This window comes from Thermomonospora umbrina (assembly GCF_003386555.1).
GTDB classification, from domain to species: Bacteria; Actinomycetota; Actinomycetes; order Streptosporangiales; family Streptosporangiaceae; genus Thermomonospora; species Thermomonospora umbrina.
Window position 1 is genome coordinate 2,178,375 of the sequence record NZ_QTTT01000001.1, and the last position, 20,880, is coordinate 2,199,254.

21 protein-coding genes are annotated in these 20,880 nt (G+C 72.3%); 9 read left to right on the forward strand and 12 right to left on the reverse strand.

Annotated elements, in window-relative coordinates; genetic code table 11:
- Nucleotides 1-9 precede the first annotated feature (9 nt).
- Nucleotides 10-927: a neutral zinc metallopeptidase gene (locus DFJ69_RS09490; protein WP_245974201.1), complete on the reverse strand. Its 918-nt coding sequence runs from the start codon at nt 925-927 to the stop codon at nt 10-12.
- 135 nt (nt 928-1,062) lie between these two features.
- Between DFJ69_RS09490 and DFJ69_RS09495 the strand changes: the two genes are divergently transcribed.
- Nucleotides 1,063-2,799 (forward strand): DUF2207 domain-containing protein, encoded by a 1,737-nt coding sequence (locus DFJ69_RS09495; protein WP_116022137.1) that lies wholly within the window; start codon nt 1,063-1,065, stop codon nt 2,797-2,799.
- A gap of 337 nt (nt 2,800-3,136) precedes the next feature.
- The gene (locus DFJ69_RS09500; RefSeq protein WP_116022138.1) at nt 3,137-3,373 is read left to right on the forward strand and encodes a hypothetical protein; all 237 of its coding nucleotides are present in this window, start codon (nt 3,137-3,139) and stop codon (nt 3,371-3,373) included.
- 9 nt (nt 3,374-3,382) lie between these two features.
- Here the strand turns inward: DFJ69_RS09500 and DFJ69_RS09505 are convergent, their stop codons facing one another.
- Nucleotides 3,383-4,357, reverse strand: coding sequence for an asparaginase (locus DFJ69_RS09505; RefSeq protein WP_116022139.1), 975 nt, complete (start codon nt 4,355-4,357; stop codon nt 3,383-3,385).
- On the reverse strand, nt 4,354-5,184 hold the full coding sequence (locus DFJ69_RS09510) for a beta-keto acid cleavage family enzyme (RefSeq protein ID WP_116022140.1): 831 nt from the start codon (nt 5,182-5,184) through the stop codon (nt 4,354-4,356). The genes DFJ69_RS09505 and DFJ69_RS09510 overlap by 4 nt, the downstream gene beginning before the upstream one ends.
- A 57-nt stretch (nt 5,185-5,241) precedes the next feature.
- Here DFJ69_RS09510 and dtd point away from each other — a divergent pair, with 57 nt between their 5' ends.
- From dtd to DFJ69_RS09530, 4 genes are all read left to right on the forward strand, one after another.
- Nucleotides 5,242-5,667 carry a D-aminoacyl-tRNA deacylase gene (gene dtd, locus DFJ69_RS09515; protein WP_116022141.1) on the forward strand — a complete coding sequence of 142 codons (426 nt, stop codon included), beginning with the start codon at nt 5,242-5,244 and terminating at the stop codon, nt 5,665-5,667.
- Nucleotides 5,668-5,694: 27 nt separating this feature from the next.
- A complete protein-coding gene (locus tag DFJ69_RS09520) occupies nt 5,695-6,591 on the forward strand; it encodes an NmrA family NAD(P)-binding protein (RefSeq protein ID WP_116022142.1) in 897 nt (298 codons plus the stop codon).
- A gap of 72 nt (nt 6,592-6,663) precedes the next feature.
- A complete protein-coding gene (locus DFJ69_RS09525; protein WP_116022143.1) occupies nt 6,664-7,155 on the forward strand; it encodes a hypothetical protein in 492 nt (163 codons plus the stop codon).
- Between the two features lie 5 nt (nt 7,156-7,160).
- Nucleotides 7,161-9,824: a P-loop NTPase family protein gene (locus tag DFJ69_RS09530; protein WP_116022144.1), complete on the forward strand. Its 2,664-nt coding sequence runs from the start codon at nt 7,161-7,163 to the stop codon at nt 9,822-9,824.
- A gap of 147 nt (nt 9,825-9,971) precedes the next feature.
- Here the strand turns inward: DFJ69_RS09530 and DFJ69_RS09535 are convergent, their stop codons facing one another.
- The gene (locus DFJ69_RS09535; protein ID WP_147312255.1) at nt 9,972-10,436 is read right to left on the reverse strand and encodes a hypothetical protein; all 465 of its coding nucleotides are present in this window, start codon (nt 10,434-10,436) and stop codon (nt 9,972-9,974) included.
- Nucleotides 10,437-10,620: 184 nt separating this feature from the next.
- Between DFJ69_RS09535 and DFJ69_RS09540 the strand changes: the two genes are divergently transcribed.
- A complete protein-coding gene (locus tag DFJ69_RS09540; RefSeq protein ID WP_116022146.1) occupies nt 10,621-11,163 on the forward strand; it encodes a dihydrofolate reductase family protein in 543 nt (180 codons plus the stop codon).
- A 359-nt stretch (nt 11,164-11,522) separates the two neighbouring features.
- On the opposite strand, the gene DFJ69_RS09545 is transcribed toward DFJ69_RS09540, so the two are convergent.
- The 8 genes from DFJ69_RS09545 to DFJ69_RS09585 form a co-directional block, all read right to left on the reverse strand.
- Entirely contained in the window at nt 11,523-11,906 is a 384-nt protein-coding gene (locus tag DFJ69_RS09545) for a nuclear transport factor 2 family protein (protein WP_116022147.1), read from the reverse strand.
- Nucleotides 11,907-11,935: 29 nt separating this feature from the next.
- Nucleotides 11,936-12,814 carry an LLM class F420-dependent oxidoreductase gene (locus DFJ69_RS09550; RefSeq protein ID WP_116022148.1) on the reverse strand — a complete coding sequence of 293 codons (879 nt, stop codon included), beginning with the start codon at nt 12,812-12,814 and terminating at the stop codon, nt 11,936-11,938.
- A gap of 73 nt (nt 12,815-12,887) precedes the next feature.
- Entirely contained in the window at nt 12,888-13,340 is a 453-nt protein-coding gene (locus DFJ69_RS09555) for a hypothetical protein (protein ID WP_245974203.1), read from the reverse strand.
- A gap of 156 nt (nt 13,341-13,496) precedes the next feature.
- Nucleotides 13,497-14,486, reverse strand: a complete 990-nt coding sequence (gene ygfZ / locus DFJ69_RS09560) for a CAF17-like 4Fe-4S cluster assembly/insertion protein YgfZ (protein WP_116022150.1) — start codon at nt 14,484-14,486, stop codon at nt 13,497-13,499.
- A 61-nt stretch (nt 14,487-14,547) separates the two neighbouring features.
- Nucleotides 14,548-16,020, reverse strand: a complete 1,473-nt coding sequence (locus tag DFJ69_RS09565) for a hypothetical protein (RefSeq protein WP_116022151.1) — start codon at nt 16,018-16,020, stop codon at nt 14,548-14,550.
- Nucleotides 16,021-16,314: 294 nt separating this feature from the next.
- Complete coding sequence (locus DFJ69_RS09575) at nt 16,315-16,725, reverse strand: Fur family transcriptional regulator (protein WP_116022153.1); 411 nt, start codon at nt 16,723-16,725, stop codon at nt 16,315-16,317.
- A gap of 303 nt (nt 16,726-17,028) precedes the next feature.
- Nucleotides 17,029-17,874, reverse strand: a complete 846-nt coding sequence (locus DFJ69_RS09580; protein ID WP_116022154.1) for an ABC transporter permease — start codon at nt 17,872-17,874, stop codon at nt 17,029-17,031.
- Nucleotides 17,871-18,782 carry an ABC transporter ATP-binding protein gene (locus DFJ69_RS09585; RefSeq protein ID WP_211328567.1) on the reverse strand — a complete coding sequence of 304 codons (912 nt, stop codon included), beginning with the start codon at nt 18,780-18,782 and terminating at the stop codon, nt 17,871-17,873. Before DFJ69_RS09585 ends, DFJ69_RS09580 begins: the two co-directional genes overlap by 4 nt.
- A gap of 122 nt (nt 18,783-18,904) precedes the next feature.
- Here DFJ69_RS09585 and DFJ69_RS09590 point away from each other — a divergent pair, with 122 nt between their 5' ends.
- Both DFJ69_RS09590 and DFJ69_RS09595 read left to right on the forward strand, forming a co-directional pair.
- Nucleotides 18,905-20,089 carry a sensor histidine kinase gene (locus DFJ69_RS09590; RefSeq protein ID WP_116022155.1) on the forward strand — a complete coding sequence of 395 codons (1,185 nt, stop codon included), beginning with the start codon at nt 18,905-18,907 and terminating at the stop codon, nt 20,087-20,089.
- 103 nt (nt 20,090-20,192) lie between these two features.
- The gene (locus tag DFJ69_RS09595; protein WP_116022156.1) at nt 20,193-20,858 is read left to right on the forward strand and encodes a response regulator; all 666 of its coding nucleotides are present in this window, start codon (nt 20,193-20,195) and stop codon (nt 20,856-20,858) included.
- Nucleotides 20,859-20,880 lie beyond the last annotated feature (22 nt).

Here is a 20,880-nt window from a genome sequence, read left to right on the forward strand (position 1 = left end):
CCGGGCCGTTCAGTCGACGTCGGCGGCGGGCACGCTCCAGGTGTCGCAGACCCCGACCGACGGGTCCCGGTAGCCCTTCTCGACCCAGCCCGCGTAGTGGTGCCCGGAGCCGTGGTCGCGCCGATGAGCGGGCTGCTTCTCGTCGCCCCGCCCGCGAACGTCGACCATCATCGCCTCGTACTGCCGTCGCGTCATCGGCAGCGTGCTCCGCTCCGCCCCCAGGAAGAGCCCGGCGAGGCATTGGGCCTGCAGCTCGATGCGGCGGCTGGCCTCGGTGCGGGCGGCGACAGAGGCCGTGTCCATGCGGCGGTGCCCATAGGCGAGGATGCCCGCCCGTTCCTGCACGTGGTGGCCGTACTCGTGCGCGATCACCCGCGCGTACACGGCGTAGTGGGAGACGGGCTCGCCGCCGGAGGTCTCCACGATGTGGCGCAGGCCCACGTACATGGTGTTGTTCTCGGGGCAGTAGAAGGCGGCGGCCCCCGGATTGGGGAAACTGCCGCAGGGGCCCCGACCCGGAGTGTTCCAGAAGATGCGCTTGGGGGCGTCGAACGCCAGCTCCGCCTTGTCGAACTGCCGCCCCCACGACCGGTCGAGGCAGCGGCTCAGCGTCTCCATGAACCGCTCCATCGACGAGTCCACCCCGGCCTCGATGCCCGGCAGCCTGCACCCGACGGGTGTCAGCCGGCCGGTCCGGTAGAGCGGATTGTGGGTGGCCGTCTCCCGCTTGACCTCCGGGGCCCTCCCGCCCAGACCCACCGTGACGCCGCCGTTCTCCATGAACGTCGCCAGGCCCAACACCGCGAACACCAGGATCGCGGCGACCACGCCGAGGATCCCGGCCACCGCTCCGCCCAGGCTCCGCCGAGGCCGCGGCCTCCGGGGCGGCAGCCGGTACGGCGAGCGGACGGGGGGTTGGCGGGCCATGGCCGGCATCATCGCATAGGCGACATGTCCAGCGGCCGATCCCGCAGGTCACGGCCCGTTCACCGGCATGGGGACGGTGACCGCCGCCACGTCGGGATCGCCGACACGTCGACCGCACCCGCTACCATGCGCCCCATGTCGGGACGATCGCGGCGGGCCGCCGCCCCCCTGCTCGCCGCCCTGCTCCTCCTCGGCACCGCGACACCCGCGGCCGGCGAAGAGGCGCGGCACCGGGCCTCCGGCCGCGTCCTCAGCGACGACGTCACGCTGACCATCGGCCCGAACGGGGTCGCGCGGGCCAAGGAGACCATCGTCTACGAGTTCGCCGGGGCGCGCTCGTTCGAACGGTCCTTCCTCACCCGCGAACGCGACAGCGACACGCGCGACCGCGTCTACAAGGTCGAGAACGTCCGCGCGTCCAGCCCCGACGGCGGCCCCACGCAGGTCGGCACCGCCACCGACGGGGACCGCACCGTCCTCAAAGTCGCCGCCGCCGCGCCACTGCGGGGACGGCGCACCGTCCTGCTGGAGTACGACGTGCGCGGCACGGTCACCCCGATGGGCATGCGGGAGGAACTGCGCTGGGCGGCGGTCGGCGGCTGGAAGGTGCCCGTCGACTCCGCCAAGGCGACGGTCGGCGGCCCCGCCATGGTCGTCCGCAACATCAACTGCTTCGCCGGACCGCCGCGCAGCGCCATCGGCTGCACCCAGTTCTTCACCAACCACACCCACACGCAGGGCATGTTCTCCCAACAGAACATGCAGCCCGGCGAACACCTCACCGTCGTCGTCGGCTACCCGTCCGGCACCACGCGAGGCGTCCCGCTGTACGAGCAGCGCCGGACGCTGGCCACCGCGTTCTCCGTCAACGCGATCACCATGGGCTCGCTGCTGGCGTTGCTGGCCCTGCTGCTCGGCGGGTTCGGGCTGCTGTACCTGCTGCGCGGCCGGGACGCCCGCGCCGTCGGCAGGCACGCCGCCGAGGGCGACCGGCCCGCCGTCGAGGGTGCCGAGTTCGCCCCGCCGGACGGGGTGCGGCCCGGCCAGATCGGCACCCTCATCGACGAACAGGCCGACGTCATCGACGTCACCGCCACCATCGTGGACCTGGCCGTCCGCGCGTACCTGCTGATCGAGGAGGAGGACCGCGCCGTCACCGGCCGCACCGACTGGACGCTCCGCCGCCTCGACCGCCCGGCCGACGACCTGCTCCCGTACGAGCGGCTGCTGCTGGACGCGCTCTTCGAGAACGGCACGGACGGCGCGCAACGCGCGACCATCAAGCTGTCGGAGCTGGACGGCGCGTTCGCGACCCGCCTCGCCAAGGTCCGCTCGGCCATGTACGACGACGTGGTCGAGCAGGGCTGGTTCGCCCGACGTCCGGACACCGTGCGCAGCCGCTGGACCACGGCGGGCATCGTGCTGGCCGTGCTGGGTGTCGCGGGCACCGTCGGCCTCGCGGTCTTCACCGACCTGGCGCTGGTGGGCCTCGCCGTGATCGTCGGCGGGGCCGCCCTCGCCGTCGGCGGCCAGTACATGCCCGCCAAGACCGCCCGGGGCGCGACCGTCCTCGCCCACACCATCGGCTTCCAGCACCACCTGGCCCAAGGCGAGGCCCCCGAGGGCATCGAGGGCCCGCAGCGCATCGCCCTGTTCTCCCGCTACCTGCCGTACGCGGTGGTGTTCGACCTGGTCGGCAAGTGGGCCGCCACGGTCGAGGACACCGGCGAACAGGCCGAGGGCGCCGACAACCTCTACTGGTACGAGGGCCCGGCCGAGTGGGACCTGTCCAAGTTCGCCGAGTCCATGCGCACCTTCACCCTCGCCACCTCGGGCGCCATCTCCCGCACCCGCCAGTTCAGAAGCTTGTAACCATGTGGGGGGGCGACCCGCGCTTATTTGTGGGGGGGCGACCCCCCACGCCCCCCGCGCCCGGTCTCGAGGTCTTCAGGCGGACGGCCCTCCGCTTGCGCTCCGGGCCGCCCGCCTGAAGGACCGGGCAAAACCCCCGACGGGTTGCTGTTCGGACGTGAGTGGTTGCTGTTCGGACGTGGGTGGTTGCCGTTCGGACTTGGTGGTTGCCGTTCGGACGTGGTGGTTGCCGTTCGGACGTGGTGGTCGCCGTTCGGACTTGGGTGGTTGCCGTTCGGGCCTTTCTCGCATTGACACCCCTTTGTCGGGTAGGGGCCCGGCATGGGAGGTGGGTGACATGGTGACCATGGCCGTACGGCTCGGTGCCGACTACTGGCACATCCTCGGGCCCGTGCTGGTCGCGCTCGCTCTGATCACGTGGGTGGTCCTGACCGTGCGGGCGGCGCGCAGGCGCGTGAAGCACCCCGAGCGCGTGTTGGGCGGTGCCGCGCACCGTGGCGACGTCCAGGGCGGCATCATCCACGGCGACCCGGTGGAGCTCGACCGTTACGAGGAGAAGCAGGACCGGTTCTGAGGGCCGGTCTCAGCCCGGCGTGAGTGCGGCGAGGAGGGTCGGTGCGACGCGGATCGCGCCGACCACCTCGCCGCCGCCGTGCACGGGGGCCTCCGCCAGGTCCGCGAGGCCGTCCACGCCCAGGGCGCGCAGTACCGCCACGGTGACGGGAGTGCGGGCCCGCTTGGCGCCGTCCTCGATCTTGATCGCTCCGGCCCGACCGTCGGCCAGCGCGAACGCGTCGACACCCTCGGCTCCGCACTTGACCAGCAGACCCGGTACGGCGGCCATCAGGAGCCGTTCGTCGCGGCCGGCGCCCGAGGTCCACTCCGGATGGGCCCGCATGGCGTCGGCGACGCGTCGTTCGGGAGTGCCGGGGCCCGCCAGGGCGAGCGCGCGGAAGGCGCGGGCGACGCCCAGCGTCGACACGGCGAACAGCGGCGCTCCGCAGCCGTCCACCCCGACGGCGGCGGGAGACTCCCCGGCCAGGTCAGCGATCGCGGCGCGGACGGCCTGCTGCAACGGATGGTCGGGGGCCCGGTACGACTCCGTGGGCCAGCCGTTGACCACGCAGGTGGCCAGCATCGCCGCGTGCTTGCCCGAGCAGTTCATCCGCAGCCGCGACGGGACGCCGCCCGCCCTCGCCACGTCGAGGGTCACCGGCAGTTCGAGCGGCCACGACTCCGGGCAGCGCAGCGCGTCGGCGGTCAGCCCCACGCCGGCGAGGATCTGCACCACACCCTCGACGTGGAAGTCCTCCCCGGAGTGGCTGCCGGCGGCCACCGCCAGCAGTCGGCCGTCCAGCGTCAGGCCGTGCCGCAGCATCGCGACCGCCTGCAGGGGCTTGTTCGCCGACCGGGGGAAGATCGGCTCCTCCACCGCCCCGAGCCGTACCCGGGGGTCGCCGTCCGCGCCCACCGCGGCGACCACGCCCCGATGCCGCGACTCCACGAAACCGGAGCGGACCACCTCCACGAGGACCGGATTCGCCTCCGCGCCGGTCACGCGTGCGCCCGGACGCCGAGGAAGCCGCGGGCGTCCTCGGCCGTCATCGGGGGGCGCTGGGCGAACCGCGAGAGCGCGGCGGCCCGTTCCACCAGGACCGTGTTGGACGTGACGGGTCTGCCCCTCGCGTAGTTGAGCGTGTCCTCCATGCCGACCCGCAGATGGCCCCCGGCCGACAGGGCGGCGAACATCACCGGCAGGGTCGCCCGACCGACCCCGGTGGCCGACCAGGTGGCCCCGGCGGGCAGCGCCGCCACGGCCGCGACCAGCGTGCGGGCGTCCCCCGGCATCCCTCCGGGCACCCCCATGACCAGGTCGCAGTGCACATGCCCGCCGTAGGGCTCCCCGAACTCGTCCAGCAGCCGGTGCAGCGCGGCCACGTGCCCGAGGTCGAACAGCTCGAACTCGGGCACGATCCGCAGCTCCTGCGTGCGCCGGTAGAGCCGCGCCATGAACGGCCACGGATTCATGAACACGTCATGACCGAAGTTGACCGTCCCGCAGGTGAGCGAGCACGCGTCCGGCTCCGCCTCCAGGACCCGCAGCCGGTCCTCGTACGAGTCGCCGACCGCGCCCCCCGTCGACAACTGCACCACCAGCCCGGTGGCCTCCCGCAGGGCGCGAACGGTCTCCCGCAGCCTCGCCAGATCGAGGGTGGGCTCCCCGTCCGCGTCCCGGATGTGGACGTGGACGACGGCCGCGCCCGCGCCCTCGCAATCCTCGGCCGCCTTCACCAGCTCGTCCAAGGTCACCGGCAACGCCGGAGCGTCGTCCTTGGCGGTCTCGGCACCGGTGGGGGCCACGGTGATCAGCGTCGTTGCCGTCATACCCGCATGATCCGTCGCTTCGGCGTCTTCCCGCAAGGGAGGGCACAATCAGATGCCATGCGTGCAGTCGTACAGCGGGTGAGCAGGGCGGACGTCACGGTGGACGGCACCGTGACCGGGGCGATCGAGGGGCCGGGGCTCCTGGTGCTGGTGGGGGTGACCCACGACGACACCCCGGAGCACGCCCACCGGATGGCGGGCAAGCTCTGGGGCCTGCGGATCCTCGACGGCGAGAGATCGTGCTCCGACGTGGGGGCACCGCTGCTGGTCGTCAGCCAGTTCACGCTGTACGGCGACACCCGCAAGGGCCGCCGGCCGAGCTGGATCAACGCCGCCCCGGGCCCGGTGGCCGAGCCCTTGGTGGACGCCGTGGTCGCCGAGCTCCGCACCCTGGGCGCCCACGTGGAACTCGGCGTCTTCGGGGCCGACATGAAGGTCACCCTGACCAACGACGGCCCGATCACCTTGATCGTGGAGGTCTAGCCCGACCGTTCGGGGTAGAGGACCGGCATGACGATCGTGGTGACCGCTCCGACCGGGCATGTCGGGTCTCGTGTCGTGCGGCTGCTGTTGCAGGCGGGGGTCCGGCCGCGGGTGCTGGTGCGCGACCCGGGCCGGCTGGACGCCGAGACGCGGGCGCGGGTGGACGTGCGCACCGGCGACATGACGGACGCCGCCTACGTCCGCGCGGCCACGGCCGGGGCGCGGTCGGTGTTCTGGCTGGACCCGACGCCGCACTCGGCCGAGGACCCGATCGAGACCTCGGAACGGACCGCCGCCCCGCTCGCCGACGCCGTCAGGGCCGGTGACGTTCGACGGGTGGTGTTCCTGAGCAGCGGGGGAGCCGAAAAGCGGCACGGGGTGGGCCACATCGACGGGCTCGCCCGCATCGAGGAGATGCTCGACACGACCGAGGCCGACGTCCTCCACCTGCGCTGCGGGAACTTCTTCACCAACCTGATGGCCGACCTCGACGGGCTCTCCCAGGGCGTGCTGACCACGGCCGCCGACCCCCGCAGGCCCTCGCCGTGGGTGGACCCCCGCGACATCGGCGACATCGTGGCCGCCCGGCTGCTCAGCGAGGGCTGGCACGGTCGCGTCGTGCAGGCCGTCCACGGGCCCGAGGACCTCACCTGGACGCGGATCGCGGAGATCCTCACCGGGGCCCTCGACCGCCCGATCGAGCTGCGGGTCATCGGTGTGGACGAGCTTCGGGACGCCCTGCGCTCCGCCGGGCTGCCGCCGTCCGCCGTGGAGGGCATCGTCGGGATGACCACCGGCTTCCACGACTACGTTCCGGAGCAGCCCCGCGACCTGCTCACCACGACCCCGACCACTCTGGAAGGCTGGGCGTACGCCCACCTCCGCCCGGCGCTCGACGCACAGCGAAAACGCACTAAATCCTGAAATATCCCGACAGGGCGTCGGAATATCCGGTACTGCTGGTCCCCCAAGGTGCCGTGCCCCCAGGAGCGTCCGATGCCCGACCCCGTCACGCTCACCGCCGTCGCGTTCGCCGGGCTGCCGGTGGTGGCGACGTTCCTCCTCGACCGCGTCGGCTACGTGCTCGACCGTGGGCGCGGTCGGGCCGAGGAGGAGCTGCCCGTCGTTCAGGAACCGTCCGAGCAGGGCCGGGCCGAGCTGGAGGAGCTGCGCGAGCGGCTGGCCGAGGCCGCCGGGCGGACCGACGAGGACCTCCGCGCGGACGCCGAGACGCTGGCCGCCATGGAACGGGCCCGCAGGCTCCTGGAGGAGGTCCACGGCCGCCAGATCGACTTCACCGGCGAGAACAGGCCCGCGACCCGGCACCACATCCGCTCGGTCGTCGAGCTGGAGACCGGCGACGCCGGGTCGGACGCGGCCGGGGTGCGCATCCGCCGGGTGCGCAAGGCGGTGGCGATCGAGTCCCGGGTCACGGCCGGCGAGGTCAAGGGCAGGCTCACCGGCGTCGAGATCGACGACCTCGACTGACCGCGATGACGATCGAGCGGGACCTCGACGTCGACGATCTCTTCTTCGAGACCCTGGTCGAGCGGCACCTCACCGCGCCGGGGTTCGTCCGACGCGACTGGCTGCGGGACCGGGTCCGGGAACGGTCGACGGAGCCGGGCATCCGATTCCTGATCATCGAGGGTGTCGCCGGGACGGGCAAGAGCACCCTGTTGGCCTGGCTGGCCCGCGAACTCGTGGCACCGGCCGGGTCGGAGGCGGCGCTGACCCCGCGCTACTTCATCCGGCGCGACGGCGTCGCCCCGCTGTCGTCCGCCGATGGTCGCGCGTTCCTGTTCCGCGTCGGGCACCAGATCGCGGTCCTGCGTCCGGAGCTGATGGACCCCGGGGTGGACGTCCACAGCACGATGGAGGTGGACCGGCTCGGCGAGGACGCCGAACTGATCGGGGTCGACATCGGCCGGTTGATCGTCTCGGCGTTCCGGCGCACGGCGCTGTGGTCGCGGCAGTCCGTTCCCGAGGTGCGGGGCCGGGTGATCGGCGTCCGCATCGGCGAGGTGGTCGCCGACCTGTCCCGCGCCAATCTCGCCTCCCTGACCGGGCAGGCGCTGGTCGAGCCCGCCGCCCGGCTCGCCCGGCTGACGCCCGACGCGACGATCTGGCTGCTGATCGACGGGATCGACGAGATCGCCCCGGCCACCGGCTGGTCGGAGGGCGAGACGAGCATCCTGGACTGGCTGACCGACTGCCAGGAGTTGCCCGCCAACCTCCGCGTCATCGTCACGACCCGACCGGCGGGCGATCGGTTGGCCGGTTTCCTCCATCGCAAGGGCCCCCAGACGGCGCGGCTGCGCCTCGACACCCACCAGGCGCGGATCGAGGCGGAGCTCACCGAGTACGCCGCGTCCGTCCTCGACGGGGCGGGGCTCGGCGCACGGCCCGGCCTGGCGCGTGCGGTGGCGCGCAGGGCCGACGGCGTGTTCCTGTACGCCGCGCTGTGGGGGCAAGGGCTCGTCCGGGCCCTCGAATCGGGCGATGACAAGGCCGCCGAGTCGTTCCTCGACCAGCAGGTGCTTCCCGAGGGGCTGGACCGGCTCTACGGCCACCTCGTCGGTCAGGCGCGCCGCGTGGCGGTCCGGCGCTATGGCGGCCGGCTCGGGGACGACCGCTGGGCGGCCTACTACCAACCCCTCCTCGCGACCCTCGCCGTCACGTTCGCCCCGCTGTCGCCGGATCGGCTGGCGCTCTACCTGAACGTCCCCGCCGCCGACGTGACCGTGCTCACCCGGGCCTTGGACGACCTGGGGCCGATCCTTCGCTGGGATACGTCACAGGTCCGTTTCTGCCACAACAGCGTCACCGACTTCCTCCTCGGAGCCGAGGAAGGTCAGTATTGGCGGGTGGAACCCGCACCCAACCACCTCGTGGTGGCACGGAGCCTGATCGCCCGGTACGGGCACGACTGGGCGGCCTGCGACGACGCCTACGCCCTGACCTACACGGCCCGGCACCTCGTCTCCGCGTACGAGCAGGGGACGGATGAGGAGCGCGCGACCGCCGTCCCGTTGCTGAGGGCGCTGCTCCACGACGTCGACTACGGCCTGTCCAAGGTGAAGGCCGCCGACGCGGGCTTCGCCGGGCTGGTCGCCGACAATGTGGCGGCCTGGCACATCCTGGACCCGGCCGACCGCGAGGGCCTCGCCCTCAGCCTCGCCAAGGTCGTTCTCATCACCGACGGACACGAGGCGCTGAACGGCACGCTGCGCTACCGCCTCGACGGCGGCGACCTCAACGCCCGCGTCCTGGCCCTTCTCGGCGACGAGGAGGTGCTCCGCCGGCACGCGACGCCCGAGCGCCGCCGGACGCTCGCCTTCACCGCCGCGTACGCCGAGTCGGCACGCATCCGTCGTCTGGGCGGCGTCGCGAACCTCGAACGGGCGGGCGAGATCCTCCGGACGCTGGTCGACCCGGCGTTCTTTCCGGAGGAGGAGCCGGAGAACCTGTCGGGGATCTACTACGAGTTCGGCTATCTGGAGTACCTCCTCGGCGACTTCGACGCCGCCCGCATCTGGCTCGCCCGCAGCGTCGACGTGGCCGAACGCCGTGGCGATCGCACCGGCGTCCACATGACCCTGGCGGTGCTCCGGCGTGCGGAGTTCCACCTGGGCATGCTGGCCCCGACCGAGTACCGCGCCTTCCTGGACGACGCCCTCGGGCACTTCGCCGGCCTGCCGCCCGGCCCCTTGCCGGACCGCTGGACGATGACCCTGAACAGCCATCTGCTCGAACTCGCCCTGGCCACCGACGACGCCGCGCTGGCCGAGGCCCGGCTCGCGATCTTGGAGGACAGCACCTGGCTCCGTGAGTTCGCCCGAACGGACGCCAGGGCCCAGGACGACCTGATCACGACCCTCCGCGCCCGCACCGCCCTGGCCCGCCACGACTGGACGGCCGCCGCCGAACTGTACGACAAGCGCCTCCGCGCCGACCTCGAAGGCTCCCCCGGCCACCGCGAGGAGCTGGCCCGGGACCTCTACGACTACGCCAGGGCCCTCCACGGCGCCGGCCGCACCCCCGACGCCCACCGGGCCCTCACCCTGGCCGCCGACTGCCCGAACGCCACGGGCGCCTGGCTCTGGAAACCCCGCATCCACGCCCTCCTGCGAACCCTCCCCGACACGACGGCCTGACCGCTCACGCCCACCTACGCCTTTCGCCCGGAGGACGAGCAGGTTTCGCGACTGCCGGGCTTCTGGTGGCCCGCGTACTTGCCATTGTCGAGAACGGTCACGGTTTGCCCGCACGACGGACAACTCGTTTGATAAGACACCCGGCACTCACTTTCGGTCGTGGTAGTACAGCCTTCCCTCAGGTGCCGTTCCGCCCTTCCGCGAAGGGCCGAGCCAGTACAGGAAAGCACCGGCTCCGTCGGTGAAGACCACCTTGAAACCGTATCGACCGTCGTACCGCTCGACGGTTCGAATGTCCGGATGCCCGGCCTTCTCCACCAGGCCGACCAGCAGGTCCTCCAACTCCCCCATCGCCAGGGCAGGCCCTGTCGGCGTGGTCGGCGCGGGCTCCAGGCCCGCGGGGTGGTCCGTGAGCTTGTCCGGCCGCTCACCGCCATCCGGCGACGTTCCCACGATCTGAACCCAGAGCCTCGAGCCGTCCCCGTACTCGAACACCAGGCCAAGCGGCTGATCCTCGTACCCGAGCTGGGCGAACGTCTGCACCGAGACCCGGGGGTCGGCGGCCTGTCGCACCAGGTCCACCAGCCATCCTGCGAAATACCTAGTCTTCATGCTCCGACCCTATTCATGATCACCGGGCGTGACGACCGATCCCGCCCACCTGGCCCCGACGCTGCGCGGCCGGCGCACCGGGCTGCCCGTTGTTCGCGTTGTGCCACCGTGGATACGCTGGCAGCCCCCCGGCCGGCCGAACCGTGATCCGGCCTCGGGCCTCGGAGATCCGTGGAGAGAACGCATGAGTGATGTGGGCTTCGGCACCGGCAAAGTGGTCGTGAACCGGGCGATGTCGCTGGACGGCTTCATCGCCGGCCGTGGTCACGCGATGGACTGGATCGCCGAGTACCTGACCGCGGCCGAGGTCCCGGAGGTCATGGCGGCCACGGGCGCGATGCTCATCGGCCGGGGCACGTACGAGGTCGCCAAGCGCATGGCCGACCAGGACACCGCCTACGACGGCGGAGCACAGTTCGTCCTCACGCACAAGCCTCCCGACGAGCCGGACCCCACCGTCACATTCCTCACCTGTGGACTCGAGGAGGCCGTTGCCACGGCACGCAACGCCGCGGGCGGCAAGAACCTGGAGATCCTCGGTGCCGACGTGGCCGCCCAGTGCCTGCAGCGCGGGCTCGTCGACGAGATCCTGGTGTACGTCCTCCCGGTGCTCCTGGGCGACGGCGTCCGCTTCTCGCCCCCGAGCCTCGACAGGATCGACCTGGAACCTTTCAGCAACACCCAGTCGGGGGCCATCACGACGCTCCGCTTCCGCGTGCGGAAGTAGGCGCGGCCCTCCAACGGCCAGTGCGGTGACCACTGACGTTCGCAGAGCTTGACCACGCCGCCTCGGCGCGGGAATGGCCCCGACGCTGTCGTCGGATGCGGATGCGGCGCTGGGCCGCCGGGACGTCGGGAGTCGGCATTACGCCACCGCAGGTAGGTGTGCAGCCTGGGTAAGCCGCTGACCTTTCCGGTCACTCAACCGACGTACCCGAACCGGCCCTGCCACCCGATGGCCTCACTCCCAACAGCGACCTGGTCGCCAACGAGACCGAAGGCCGACAAGCCCCGCCATCACGACGCCGACCGGCGTGTCACCAACCCCGTGAACGTCAGTGGTCACCGCCCTAGCCGCCCCCCGCGTCAGCTTTCGGGGACCTGGCTCGCATGGGCGGCCACGACCCGCCAGCCGTGCGGGTCGTCCCTGATCCAGGTGCGCGTGTAGCGCATCTGGGCTTGGAAGGGTTCGCCGGCGAAGGTGCCGGCGAGTCGGCCGAGGAACCAGGTCACGCCGGTGGTGCCTTCGACGAACACCTGGAGGTCCTCCTCCTCGACGCGGGTCAGCGACTGGGTGCCCGAACGCTGGAGCGCCAGGTCGTCCTGCTTGGTGTAGGTGTTCCCGTCCACTCCGAGGGTGAAGATCAAGCGATCGTCCAGGAGCCGATCGAGGGCATCGGCGTCGCCGGCGAGTTGGGCGGCCTGGAGGCGCCGTTCGGCGGCGCGCAGGTCGTCGACGGGGTCGGTCATGGGAGGGCCTCCATTCAACTGGTGTTGCCTTACCCGGCCGGGGAGGCGGCGGGTCGGTCGAGGGCGAAGCGTTCGGCGAAGGCGGTCATCTCTTCGCGTTGGGTGTTCGGGTCGCTCGTCGTCGGGTTGACCACGAGGCGGGTGACACCCTGGGAGGCGTAGGCGTCGAGGCGGTCGGGGGTCAGCTCGATCGAGGCCCACCGCGTGTACTCCAGTGCGTCCGGGTCGCGGCCGGCCTCGCGGGCGGTGGTGCGGGCCAGGTCCATCTGGGCGGCGCGTTCGCTCGGGACGAGGGCGCCGCCGGGGAAGTAACCGTCGCCGCGTCGGCCGGCGCGGCGGGCGGCGGGGAGGCTCGATCCGCCGATGTGGATGGGCAGGTGGGTGACGCCGTACGGCTTCGGGTACTGGACCAGGTCCTCGAAGGCGAAGAACTCCCCGGAGAAGGTGACACCGTCCTCGCCGCCGCCCCACAGGAGGCGCAGCACGTCGATCGCCTCGTCGGCGCGGCGTCCTCGGCCGGCGAAGTCGACGCCCAGGGCGCGCGCCTCGCCGGGCAGGGAGCCCAGGCCGACGGTCAGCAGCCGCATGCGCCCCTTCGAGAGCACGTCGATCGTCGCCAGACGCTTGGCGAGCACCACCGGGTGGTGGTACGGCAGCAGCAGCACGCCCGTGCCGAGGAGGATCCGGCGGGTGGCGGAGGCGACGAAGGCCAGGGAGTCGAGCGGATCCGCGAACGGCAGGGTCGGCGGGAACGGGAACGAGCCGACGGTCGCGCCCGGGTACAACGCGATGTGCTCCGCCACGTACAGCGACTCGAACCCGCACTCGTCGGCGTGCCGGGCGAACGCCATCAGCCTGTCGGGGTCGACGCCGTGATACCCGGTGTTGTAACCGATCCCGAACTTCATCCCGCCACCTTCGGCCCGCCGAACACGTCGGTCAGGGCAACACGGTGGAGTGCGCCGATCTTCCCCGGAGGGGTCAGGCGTTGAAGCCGTACACCATGCCGACCAGCGTCACCAGGGTCCCGGCGGCGGCCAGGAGGATCATGGCGCGGTCGGCCTGGGCCAGGCGGCCCCGGACCTTCGGGGTGTAGACGACCGTGCCGGTGGCGCGGTCGGCGTCGGGGGCGGCCTTGCGGCGGAACGGGTTGGCCAGGCCGATCGCGCGCCACAGGGCGTCCGTCTTGACCTGCTGATGGGCCGGGGTGCAGGCGAACAGCCGGCCGCGCACCGGCTCTCGGCAGGAGAAGCCCTGTCGGGTCGTCACCCGGCACACGGTGGGGACGACGAGGAACTCGTACACGCACCACAGCAGCAGGGTCAGCAGCGCGACCCGCCAGGAGCCCGCCCACCAGGCGGCGGCCGGCAGCACCGCGAACCCGATCCACCACACCAGCACCGGCTCACGCCCACGCCGCCGCCGTCGCCCCATCGCGCCCTTCCGTGAGAGAGGGGGCCCGTCACCTTCTGGATGACCGCCCGGATTCGCCACCATCGCCGCGACCCCACCTTCTCACTACCGGGGCTTCATCGGATCTTGAATCGTTGTGCCCGTCCCGGTGGGGTTTCACGCGGTTTCAGGGGTGATTCAGGGACGGCGGGCGGGCTGTCGGCGGATCCGGATGTCGGCGTTGGCCCCGGTGTCCGGAGAGACCACGACCTCCTGCGCGGCGGCCACTCCCCCGGCCAGCAGATCGGCGTCGACGGGCACGTTCCGCTTCACCAGCGCGAGGGCGATCGGGCCCAGCTCGTGGTGGCGCGCGGCCGAGCCGAGGAACCCGACCGTACGGCCGTTGGCCTCGACCGGGTCGCCGTGCAGGGGCAGCCGGTCGGCGCTGCCGTCCAGGTGCAGGAACACCAGCCGGCGGGGCGGGCGGCCGAGGTTGTGGACGCGGGCGACGGTCTCCTGGCCCCGGTAGCAGCCCTTCTCGAGGTGGACGGCGGTGTCGATCCACCCGACCTCGTGCGGGATCGTCCGGTGGTCGGTGTCCAGGCCCATCCTCGGCCGGTGCGCGGCGATCCGGAACGCCTCGTACGCCCACAGCCCGGCGGGGCGCCCCTGCTCCGGCAGACCGGGCAGGGCGGAGCGCTCGACGACCCAGGAGGAGCCGGCCACGTCGTCGAACCGGATGCCGCCGGCGGGCTCCAGGCCGCCGCCCGTGACGACGGCGTACGCGTCGGACACGTCGGCGACCTCGACGCGCAGCATGAACCGCATCCGGTCGAGGAACTCCGCCAGCGCGGGCGCGGCCCCCGGCTCGACGTGCGCCCAGACGGCCTCGCCGTCGTCGACCAGGTGCATGTGGTGCTCGACGTGACCTTGGGGGCTGAGCAGAAGGGCCTCGGTGGGCTCGCCGGGCGCGAGCCGGTCGAGGTGCTGGCTCAGCAGGCTGTGCAGCCAGCTCAACCGGTCGGGCCCGGAGATCCGCAGGACGCCTCGGTCGCTGCGGTCGACGAAGCCCTGACCGGCCGCGAGGGCCCGTTGCTCATGGGAGGGCTCCCCGTAATGGGCTGCGACCCCCTCGTCGGGGGAGTCGGCGGCGACGGCACCGGGCAGGCTCAACAACGGGCTCTTCATACCGTCCAGCCTATGCGGCGGTGGGGGCACCGACCCTGAGCGATGCCCCCACCTGTGGGGATCAGTGATTCACGAAGAAGTCGTAGATAACGGGCTCCCCGACGTTCCCTGCGCGGTCCATAGACCGCACCTTCAGCGTGTAAGGGCCGGTTCTCGGGGGCGTGAACGAGAACGAGGCCGTCCCGCCGGGGCGGTCGGCGCCGACGATGACCGTCTTGTTGTCGAGTTCGTACAAGAACTTCACGACATCAGGGTCACCGACGCCGGTGAGGTGGAAGGTGCCGGAAACGCCCGGCGGCCGGCTCCACACGAGTTTCGGAAAGTCCGTGCTGGTCACCGTGGGCAGCGTCGCCGGACGGGTGATGTCCACGGTGAACTGGCACCACGGCGACCAGGGGCCTGGACCCGTCTCGTCGGAGACACGCACGTGCCAGGCGTAGGTCCCGTCGACGAACGCACCGTGGGCCGTCCAAGCCTGGACGGGGTTCCCCGACCACTCGTCGACGTTCTCCTCACCGATCTTCGTTCCGTCGACCCTGATCCACTCGAACGTGGCGCGCAACGGCCCCGGTGCGTCATCGGCGATCTCGGCCCTGAACTGCGGCGCCGACGTGCCGATCCAGGACTGGTCGGCGCCCCGGCCGCAGTGGCCGCTGGTGCCGCCGGCCAGGGTCTTCAAGTCGCTGGGGATGCCCGGCTGTCCGGGACGCACGGGCGGCTGCTCCGGATCGGGCAGTGCCGCCGCCGGCAGTTCGACGGTGAACTCGCACCACGGCGACCAGGGGCCTGACGCCCTCTCGTCGAAGCCCTGCACGCGCCAGGCGTACGAGTATCCGTCGAAGAACGCGTCGGCGGGTGCCACGGTGGACGTCCGTGAGCCGGCGGCCTGCATGGGGCCGGTGTGTCCGCCGAAGCGGGGGCCGGTCAGCGAGCGCCACTCGAAGCGCGCGCCGACCGCTCTGGAGTCGGGGTCGTGGATCTTCGCCGACAATGTCGGGCGGGTCGTACCGATCGTGGGCCTCACCGCGCCCGCGGCGCAGGCACCGCCGGGTGTGCTGATGACGTCGGCGGGTGCTGTCGGCGGTCGCGGGACGGGAGGAGCGGGCGGCGGCTTGAGCGCGACGGTGATCGTCGGCGCGTTCCCCAAGGTGACGAACGCCGCGCGGTCGCCTTCACGCGTCGACAACACACCGAGCGTCAGGAAGGGCCGCCTGACCTTGACGGCCGCGGCGATCAGCGCGCTCACGTCCACCTCGTACCGCCTGCCGTTACAGACGGCGCGCGCCACGGCCAAGCGCTTGCGCCACTTCGGCTGACGGTTCCACGAGGTGCGGCCGTTGAAGTCCGCCGTCTCCCAAATGGCGACCGCCGGAGCGCGGGTTCCGCACCGGTTGGGGTACACCGCCGGTATGCGCAGCTTCGCCCCCGCGGGGCTGCGGCCGGCCAGCCGCCGCAGGTCCATGCGGTAGAACGACCGGTACGTCGTGCGGGCGCGGACGTCCCGCCCGACCGGCGCGGTCCGTGGGCGGTTCACGTTCACTTGGGTCGGCGACTTCCTGGTGACGTACGCCCAGGCTGTCCGCCGAACCACAACGGGGGCCGGTGCCGCAGCGCCCGTGAGACCTTCGACGGTGCGGGGTGGGGACACCAGAGCGGAGAACGCGGAGGCCGAAGCGGGCGGCGGGGACATCAGCTGGGCCGCGACGACCAGGCCGATCAAGGCCGCCAGGCGCGCTCGGGCGCGCCGGGGTGAGGGAGTGGGCATTCCAGCCTTCTTGCCGTGAAGGTGATCAAGTGGCGAGAGGCTAGCGCACCGGGCGATCCGCCGTCAGTGGCAGTTGGAGCAGCGGCCGTAGACCGTGAGGTGGTGGACGTCGGTCTCGAAGCCGAAGTCGCGGGTCAGCGTGTCGACCAGGCCCTCGGCGACCCGGGTGGGGACGTCGGTGACGGTGCCGCACTCCTGGCAGACCAGGTGGACGTGGTCGGCGTCGGCGGCGAGGTGGTAGGTGGGCGGGCCGTGGCCGAGGTGGGTGTGCTTGACCAGGCCCAGCTCCTCCAGCAGCTCCAGCGTGCGGTAGATGGTGGAGATGTTGACCCCGCGCGCGGTGCGCTGCACCTCGGTGCAGATCTCCTCGGGGGTGCCGTGTTCGAGGGAGGTGACGGCCTCCAGCACGAGCTGGCGCTGCGGTGTGACCCGATACCCGCGCGCCCGCAGCTCCTCCTGCCACGTGTCCGCCATGGGGGAAGTCTATGTGGCGCGGACCACCGTGAAATTCATTTGCCTCGTCTCGGGGGGCTCGCATAGCTTCGGATCACGCGCGAAAGGAGGTGGTCCAGAACATGATTCATTCTGGGACTCGCGAGGTGACTGTCCGCTAGTCGCCGTCCCGCCTCGGCTCCGTCGCCCTGCGGCGGAGACTCACCAGTCGTGACGCGACTGGCGAATCGCAGGCATTCACCCGATCCCCGGTGCCGATGGATCAGTCCTGTCCATCACCCGCCCCATGGCGGGAAGGCCCGGGGATCGTCCCATGTCCGGGGGCTAGACGTCTCTGCGGTGGACGACGATCACGGTGACGGCCACGGCGGCCAGCGCCCAGGCGCCGAAGACCACCCACGCCTCGGTGATCGTCACCGGGTACCTGCCCCCCAAGCTGCGGATCGGCCCGTCGGGCGGGGGGACGTGGCCGGTGTTCTCGACCAGGGCCTCCCACGCGCTGAGCGGCATGGCGTTCCCGATCTCCTTGACCCACCGGTACGTCTCGCCCTCGAACAGCCTCGGCAGCAGGCCCAGCACCACGACGACGGCGACGACGGTCCCGGCGGCATGGCGGATCACCGCGCCGAGGGCCATCCCGACCAGGGCGCACACCGGGGCGAGCAGCGCGGACGCGGCGACGGCCCGGAACGCGCCGGGCGCGGTGATCGACAGGCCGATGTGCTCCCGGTGGTAGACCGCCTGCGTCAGGCCGAACGAGGACGCCGCGACCACCGTGCCGAACGCCAGCATCACCGCCGACACCACGGCGACCTTGGCCGCGACGACCTGACGGCGGGCGGGAACGGCCGCGAAGGTCGTGCGGATCAACCCGCTCGCGTACTCGCCGAAGACCGCGATGGCCCCCACGCTGCCGGTGATGATCATGAAGATCAGGAAGGCGTCCGGGACGAACGCGCCGTGCATCGGGTCGATCGCCTGGGCCTGTGACGCCGGGTCGCCGCTGCGCCTGATCAGGTCCACGTTGGAGCGGGCGGAGTTCACGCAGATCCCGACGGTGACCAGCGTCCCGGTCACCAGGACCCCGTACGTGGAGCGCAGCGACCACAGCTTCGTCCACTCGGCGGCCAGCAGATGACGGAACCCGGCGCGGGGTGCGGACACGGTCATCGGGACTCCCCCGTGCGGTACTCGGCGTGGTCGGCGGTGAGCTCCATGAACGCCTGTTCCAGCGTGGAGGTCTCCGTGGTCAGCTCGTGCAGAAGCACACGGTGCTCGAAGGCGAGCTCGCTGACGCGGGCCGCGCTGAGCCCGGTGACGGCGCACGACCCGTCCTCCCGCCGTTCCACCGACGCGCCCTCGGCGGACAGGACGGCGGTCAGCGCGGCCGGGTCGGCCGCGCGGACGGTGACGCTCTGCCGGGCGCCCCGGGCGGCGAACTCCGTCAGGGACTCGGCGGCGATCAGCTCGCCCCGGCCGATCACGACGAGGTGGTCGGCGGTGTGCTCCATCTCGGTCATCATGTGGCTGGACACGAACACCGTGCGGCCCTCGGCGGCCAGTTGGTGGAACAGCCCGCGCACCCACAGCACGCCCTCGGGGTCCAGCCCGTTCAGCGGCTCGTCGAACAGCAGCACCGGCGGGTCCCCGAGCAGCGCGGCGGCGATGCCGAGCCGTTGTTTCATGCCGAGCGAGAAACCGCCGATGCGGCGACGCGCCGCACTGGTCAGGCCCACCTCGTCGAGGACCTCGCCGACCCGGCGGCGCGGAATGGCGTTGCTGCGGGCCAGCGCGGTCAGGTGGGCCCGAGCGCTGCGTCCGCCGTGGACGTCGTGGGCGTCGAGCAGCGCGCCGACGTGGCGCAGGCCGCGCGGCAGGTCCCGGAAGGGGCGTCCGTCGACGGTGACGGTCCCGCCGGTGGGGGCGTTCAGGCCGAGGATCATGCGGAGCGTGGTGCTCTTCCCCGCGCCGTTGGGGCCGAGGAACCCGGTGACGACGCCGGGGCGGACGCTGAAGCTCAGCGCGTTGACGGCGGTGGTGCGGCCGTACCGTTTGGTCAGTTCATGGGCTTCGATCACCCGGCCCACGGTGGCGGAACGGGGGCCGCCCGCACATCGGACCGTCGTCCACACCCGGGTCGACCGGAGGTGTACACCCCCGGGCCGATGCCGGGACGCGGCGGGGCGTTTACGATCGCGGCATGGACGCCACGCCCCCGCTTCCGCTGGTCAAGCGCCTGCCGCCCGGGGTCTGGACGGCCCTGGCCTGGTTCGGGTCCCTGACGTACTCGATCCTGGTGAACCTCACGTGGCCGGGCGAGGTGGAGGGCTTCCGGCCCTACCGGATCGGCGACGTCATCCACCCCTCGCACTGGTCGTTCCTGGTGACGGCGACCGCCTCGGCGGTGGCGGGCAGCGTCCTGATGCGGCGGCGGCCACTGCCGGCGCTGGGGCTGCTGCTGGCCGCCTCGGTGTTCGCGGCGATGGCGTTGACCTCGACGGAGATCGCGTTCCCGCACTTCCTGGCGGCCGAGGTCGCCCTGTGCCAGATCGCCGCCACCGCGTCACGGCGCACCTCGGTCGCCGCCGCCGCGATGGCGCTCGGCACGTTGGCGGCCTACGCGGCCGTACGGCTGCTGCTGGGCTTCTACATCGGCACCTCGACGGGCCTGGCCGTCGGTCTGACGGCGGTCATCGCCTGGCTGGTCGGCAACTCGCTGCGGCAGAGCCGGGACCACGCCCGGACGCTCCAGTCCCAGGCGATCACGGCCGAACGGCTGCGGATCGCCCGCGAGCTGCACGACATGGTGGCGCACAGCATCGGGATCATCGCCATCCAGGCGGGCGCGGCCAAGATGGTCATCGACACCAGGCCGGCCGAGGCGCGTGAGGCGCTCGGCGTCATCGAGAACGCCGGACGGGAGACGCTGTCGGGGCTGCGGCGGATGCTGGGGGCGCTGCGCCGGGCGGAGGACACACCGGTGCCGACCGCGCCCGCGCCCGGCCTGGCCGACGTCGAACGGCTGGCCGAGACGACGACGGCCGCCGGGGTCCGCGTGGACGTCCGGTGGCGCGGGCCCCGGAGTCCGCTGCCCCCCGAGATCGACCTGTCCGCGTTCCGGATCATCCAGGAGGCGGTCACCAACGTGGTGCGCCATGCCGACACACCCCGATGCCGGGTGTCGATCGAGCATCGGGACGAGGAGTTGGCCATCGAGGTCGTCGACGCGGGACGCGGCGGTCGCACCACGTCGGGCGGCGGTTACGGGATCACCGGGATGCGGGAGCGCGTCGGCCTGCTGCACGGCGAGTTCTCCGCCGGTCCCCACCCCGAGGGCGGCTTCCGCGTCGCCGCCCGCCTGCCGGTTCCGGCGGTGCCCCGATGACGGCGCGGGGCGGGGTGCCGCACGGCGACGTCACCGCCTGCCCACGGCCCCACGGCGGGTCCCCGACCGCCGCCACCCGACCGCTCGTCCCGGCGGGGGGGCCATGACGGCGCGGGTCGTGCTCGTCGACGATCAGCCGCTGGTCCGTGCGGGGTTGGGCATGGTGATCGCCGACGTTCCCGACCTGGAGGTCGTCGGGGAGGCCGGCGACGGCGCGGAGGCGGTGCGGCTGGTCCGGGAGCTGGTGCCGGACGTGGTGGTGATGGACGTCCGGATGCCCGGGATGGACGGCATCGAGGCCACCCGGATCATCACCGAGGGCTCCGAGGCCGCCCGGGTGATCGTGCTGACCACGTTCGACGACGACGAGTACGTGTACGGGGCGCTGCGCGCGGGGGCCTCGGGCTTCCTGGTCAAGGACATGGCGGTGCCGGAGATCCTCGCGGCGATCCGGGTGGTCGCGGCGGGGGACGCGCTGATCGCGCCGGGGGTGACGCGGCGGCTGATCGCGGAGTTCGCCCGGCGGCCCGCGCCGGTGGTCGCCCCGCCGCACCGGCCGGCCACCGGGATCACCGACCGGGAGCGCGAGGTGCTGACGCTGGTCGGCGGCGGGCTGTCCAACACGGAGATCGCCGGCCGGCTCATGATCAGCGTGGCCACCGTCAAGGCGTACGTGACCCGCCTGCTGGCCAAGCTGGACGCCCGCGACCGGGTCCATCTGGTGATCATCGCCTATGAGCTGGGGCTGGTGTCGCCCCCGCCCAGGTGAGGCGGGCCTTCGGCATGGAACG

Bases quoted from the DNA above. Each gene is read 5' to 3' on its own strand.
- DFJ69_RS09510 (WP_116022140.1), bottom strand. From the start codon at position 5,184: ATGACGGCAACGACGCTGATCACCGTGGCCCCCACCGGTGCCGAGACC.
- DFJ69_RS09590 (WP_116022155.1), top strand. From the start codon at position 18,905: ATGGACGCCACGCCCCCGCTTCCGCTGGTCAAGCGCCTGCCGCCCGGG.
- DFJ69_RS09520 (WP_116022142.1), top strand. From the start codon at position 5,695: ATGACGATCGTGGTGACCGCTCCGACCGGGCATGTCGGGTCTCGTGTC.
- DFJ69_RS09530 (WP_116022144.1), top strand. From the start codon at position 7,161: ATGACGATCGAGCGGGACCTCGACGTCGACGATCTCTTCTTCGAGACC.
- DFJ69_RS09500 (WP_116022138.1), top strand. From the start codon at position 3,137: ATGGTGACCATGGCCGTACGGCTCGGTGCCGACTACTGGCACATCCTC.
- ygfZ (WP_116022150.1), bottom strand. From the start codon at position 14,486: ATGAAGAGCCCGTTGTTGAGCCTGCCCGGTGCCGTCGCCGCCGACTCC.
- DFJ69_RS09540 (WP_116022146.1), top strand. From the start codon at position 10,621: ATGAGTGATGTGGGCTTCGGCACCGGCAAAGTGGTCGTGAACCGGGCG.
- DFJ69_RS09580 (WP_116022154.1), bottom strand. From the start codon at position 17,874: ATGACCGTGTCCGCACCCCGCGCCGGGTTCCGTCATCTGCTGGCCGCC.
- DFJ69_RS09545 (WP_116022147.1), bottom strand. From the start codon at position 11,906: ATGACCGACCCCGTCGACGACCTGCGCGCCGCCGAACGGCGCCTCCAG.
- dtd (WP_116022141.1), top strand. From the start codon at position 5,242: ATGCGTGCAGTCGTACAGCGGGTGAGCAGGGCGGACGTCACGGTGGAC.
- DFJ69_RS09525 (WP_116022143.1), top strand. From the start codon at position 6,664: ATGCCCGACCCCGTCACGCTCACCGCCGTCGCGTTCGCCGGGCTGCCG.
- DFJ69_RS09555 (WP_245974203.1), bottom strand. From the start codon at position 13,340: ATGGGGCGACGGCGGCGGCGTGGGCGTGAGCCGGTGCTGGTGTGGTGG.
- DFJ69_RS09490 (WP_245974201.1), bottom strand. From the start codon at position 927: ATGGCCCGCCAACCCCCCGTCCGCTCGCCGTACCGGCTGCCGCCCCGG.
- DFJ69_RS09495 (WP_116022137.1), top strand. From the start codon at position 1,063: ATGTCGGGACGATCGCGGCGGGCCGCCGCCCCCCTGCTCGCCGCCCTG.
- DFJ69_RS09595 (WP_116022156.1), top strand. From the start codon at position 20,193: ATGACGGCGCGGGTCGTGCTCGTCGACGATCAGCCGCTGGTCCGTGCG.
- DFJ69_RS09575 (WP_116022153.1), bottom strand. From the start codon at position 16,725: ATGGCGGACACGTGGCAGGAGGAGCTGCGGGCGCGCGGGTATCGGGTC.
- DFJ69_RS09535 (WP_147312255.1), bottom strand. From the start codon at position 10,436: ATGAAGACTAGGTATTTCGCAGGATGGCTGGTGGACCTGGTGCGACAG.
- DFJ69_RS09550 (WP_116022148.1), bottom strand. From the start codon at position 12,814: ATGAAGTTCGGGATCGGTTACAACACCGGGTATCACGGCGTCGACCCC.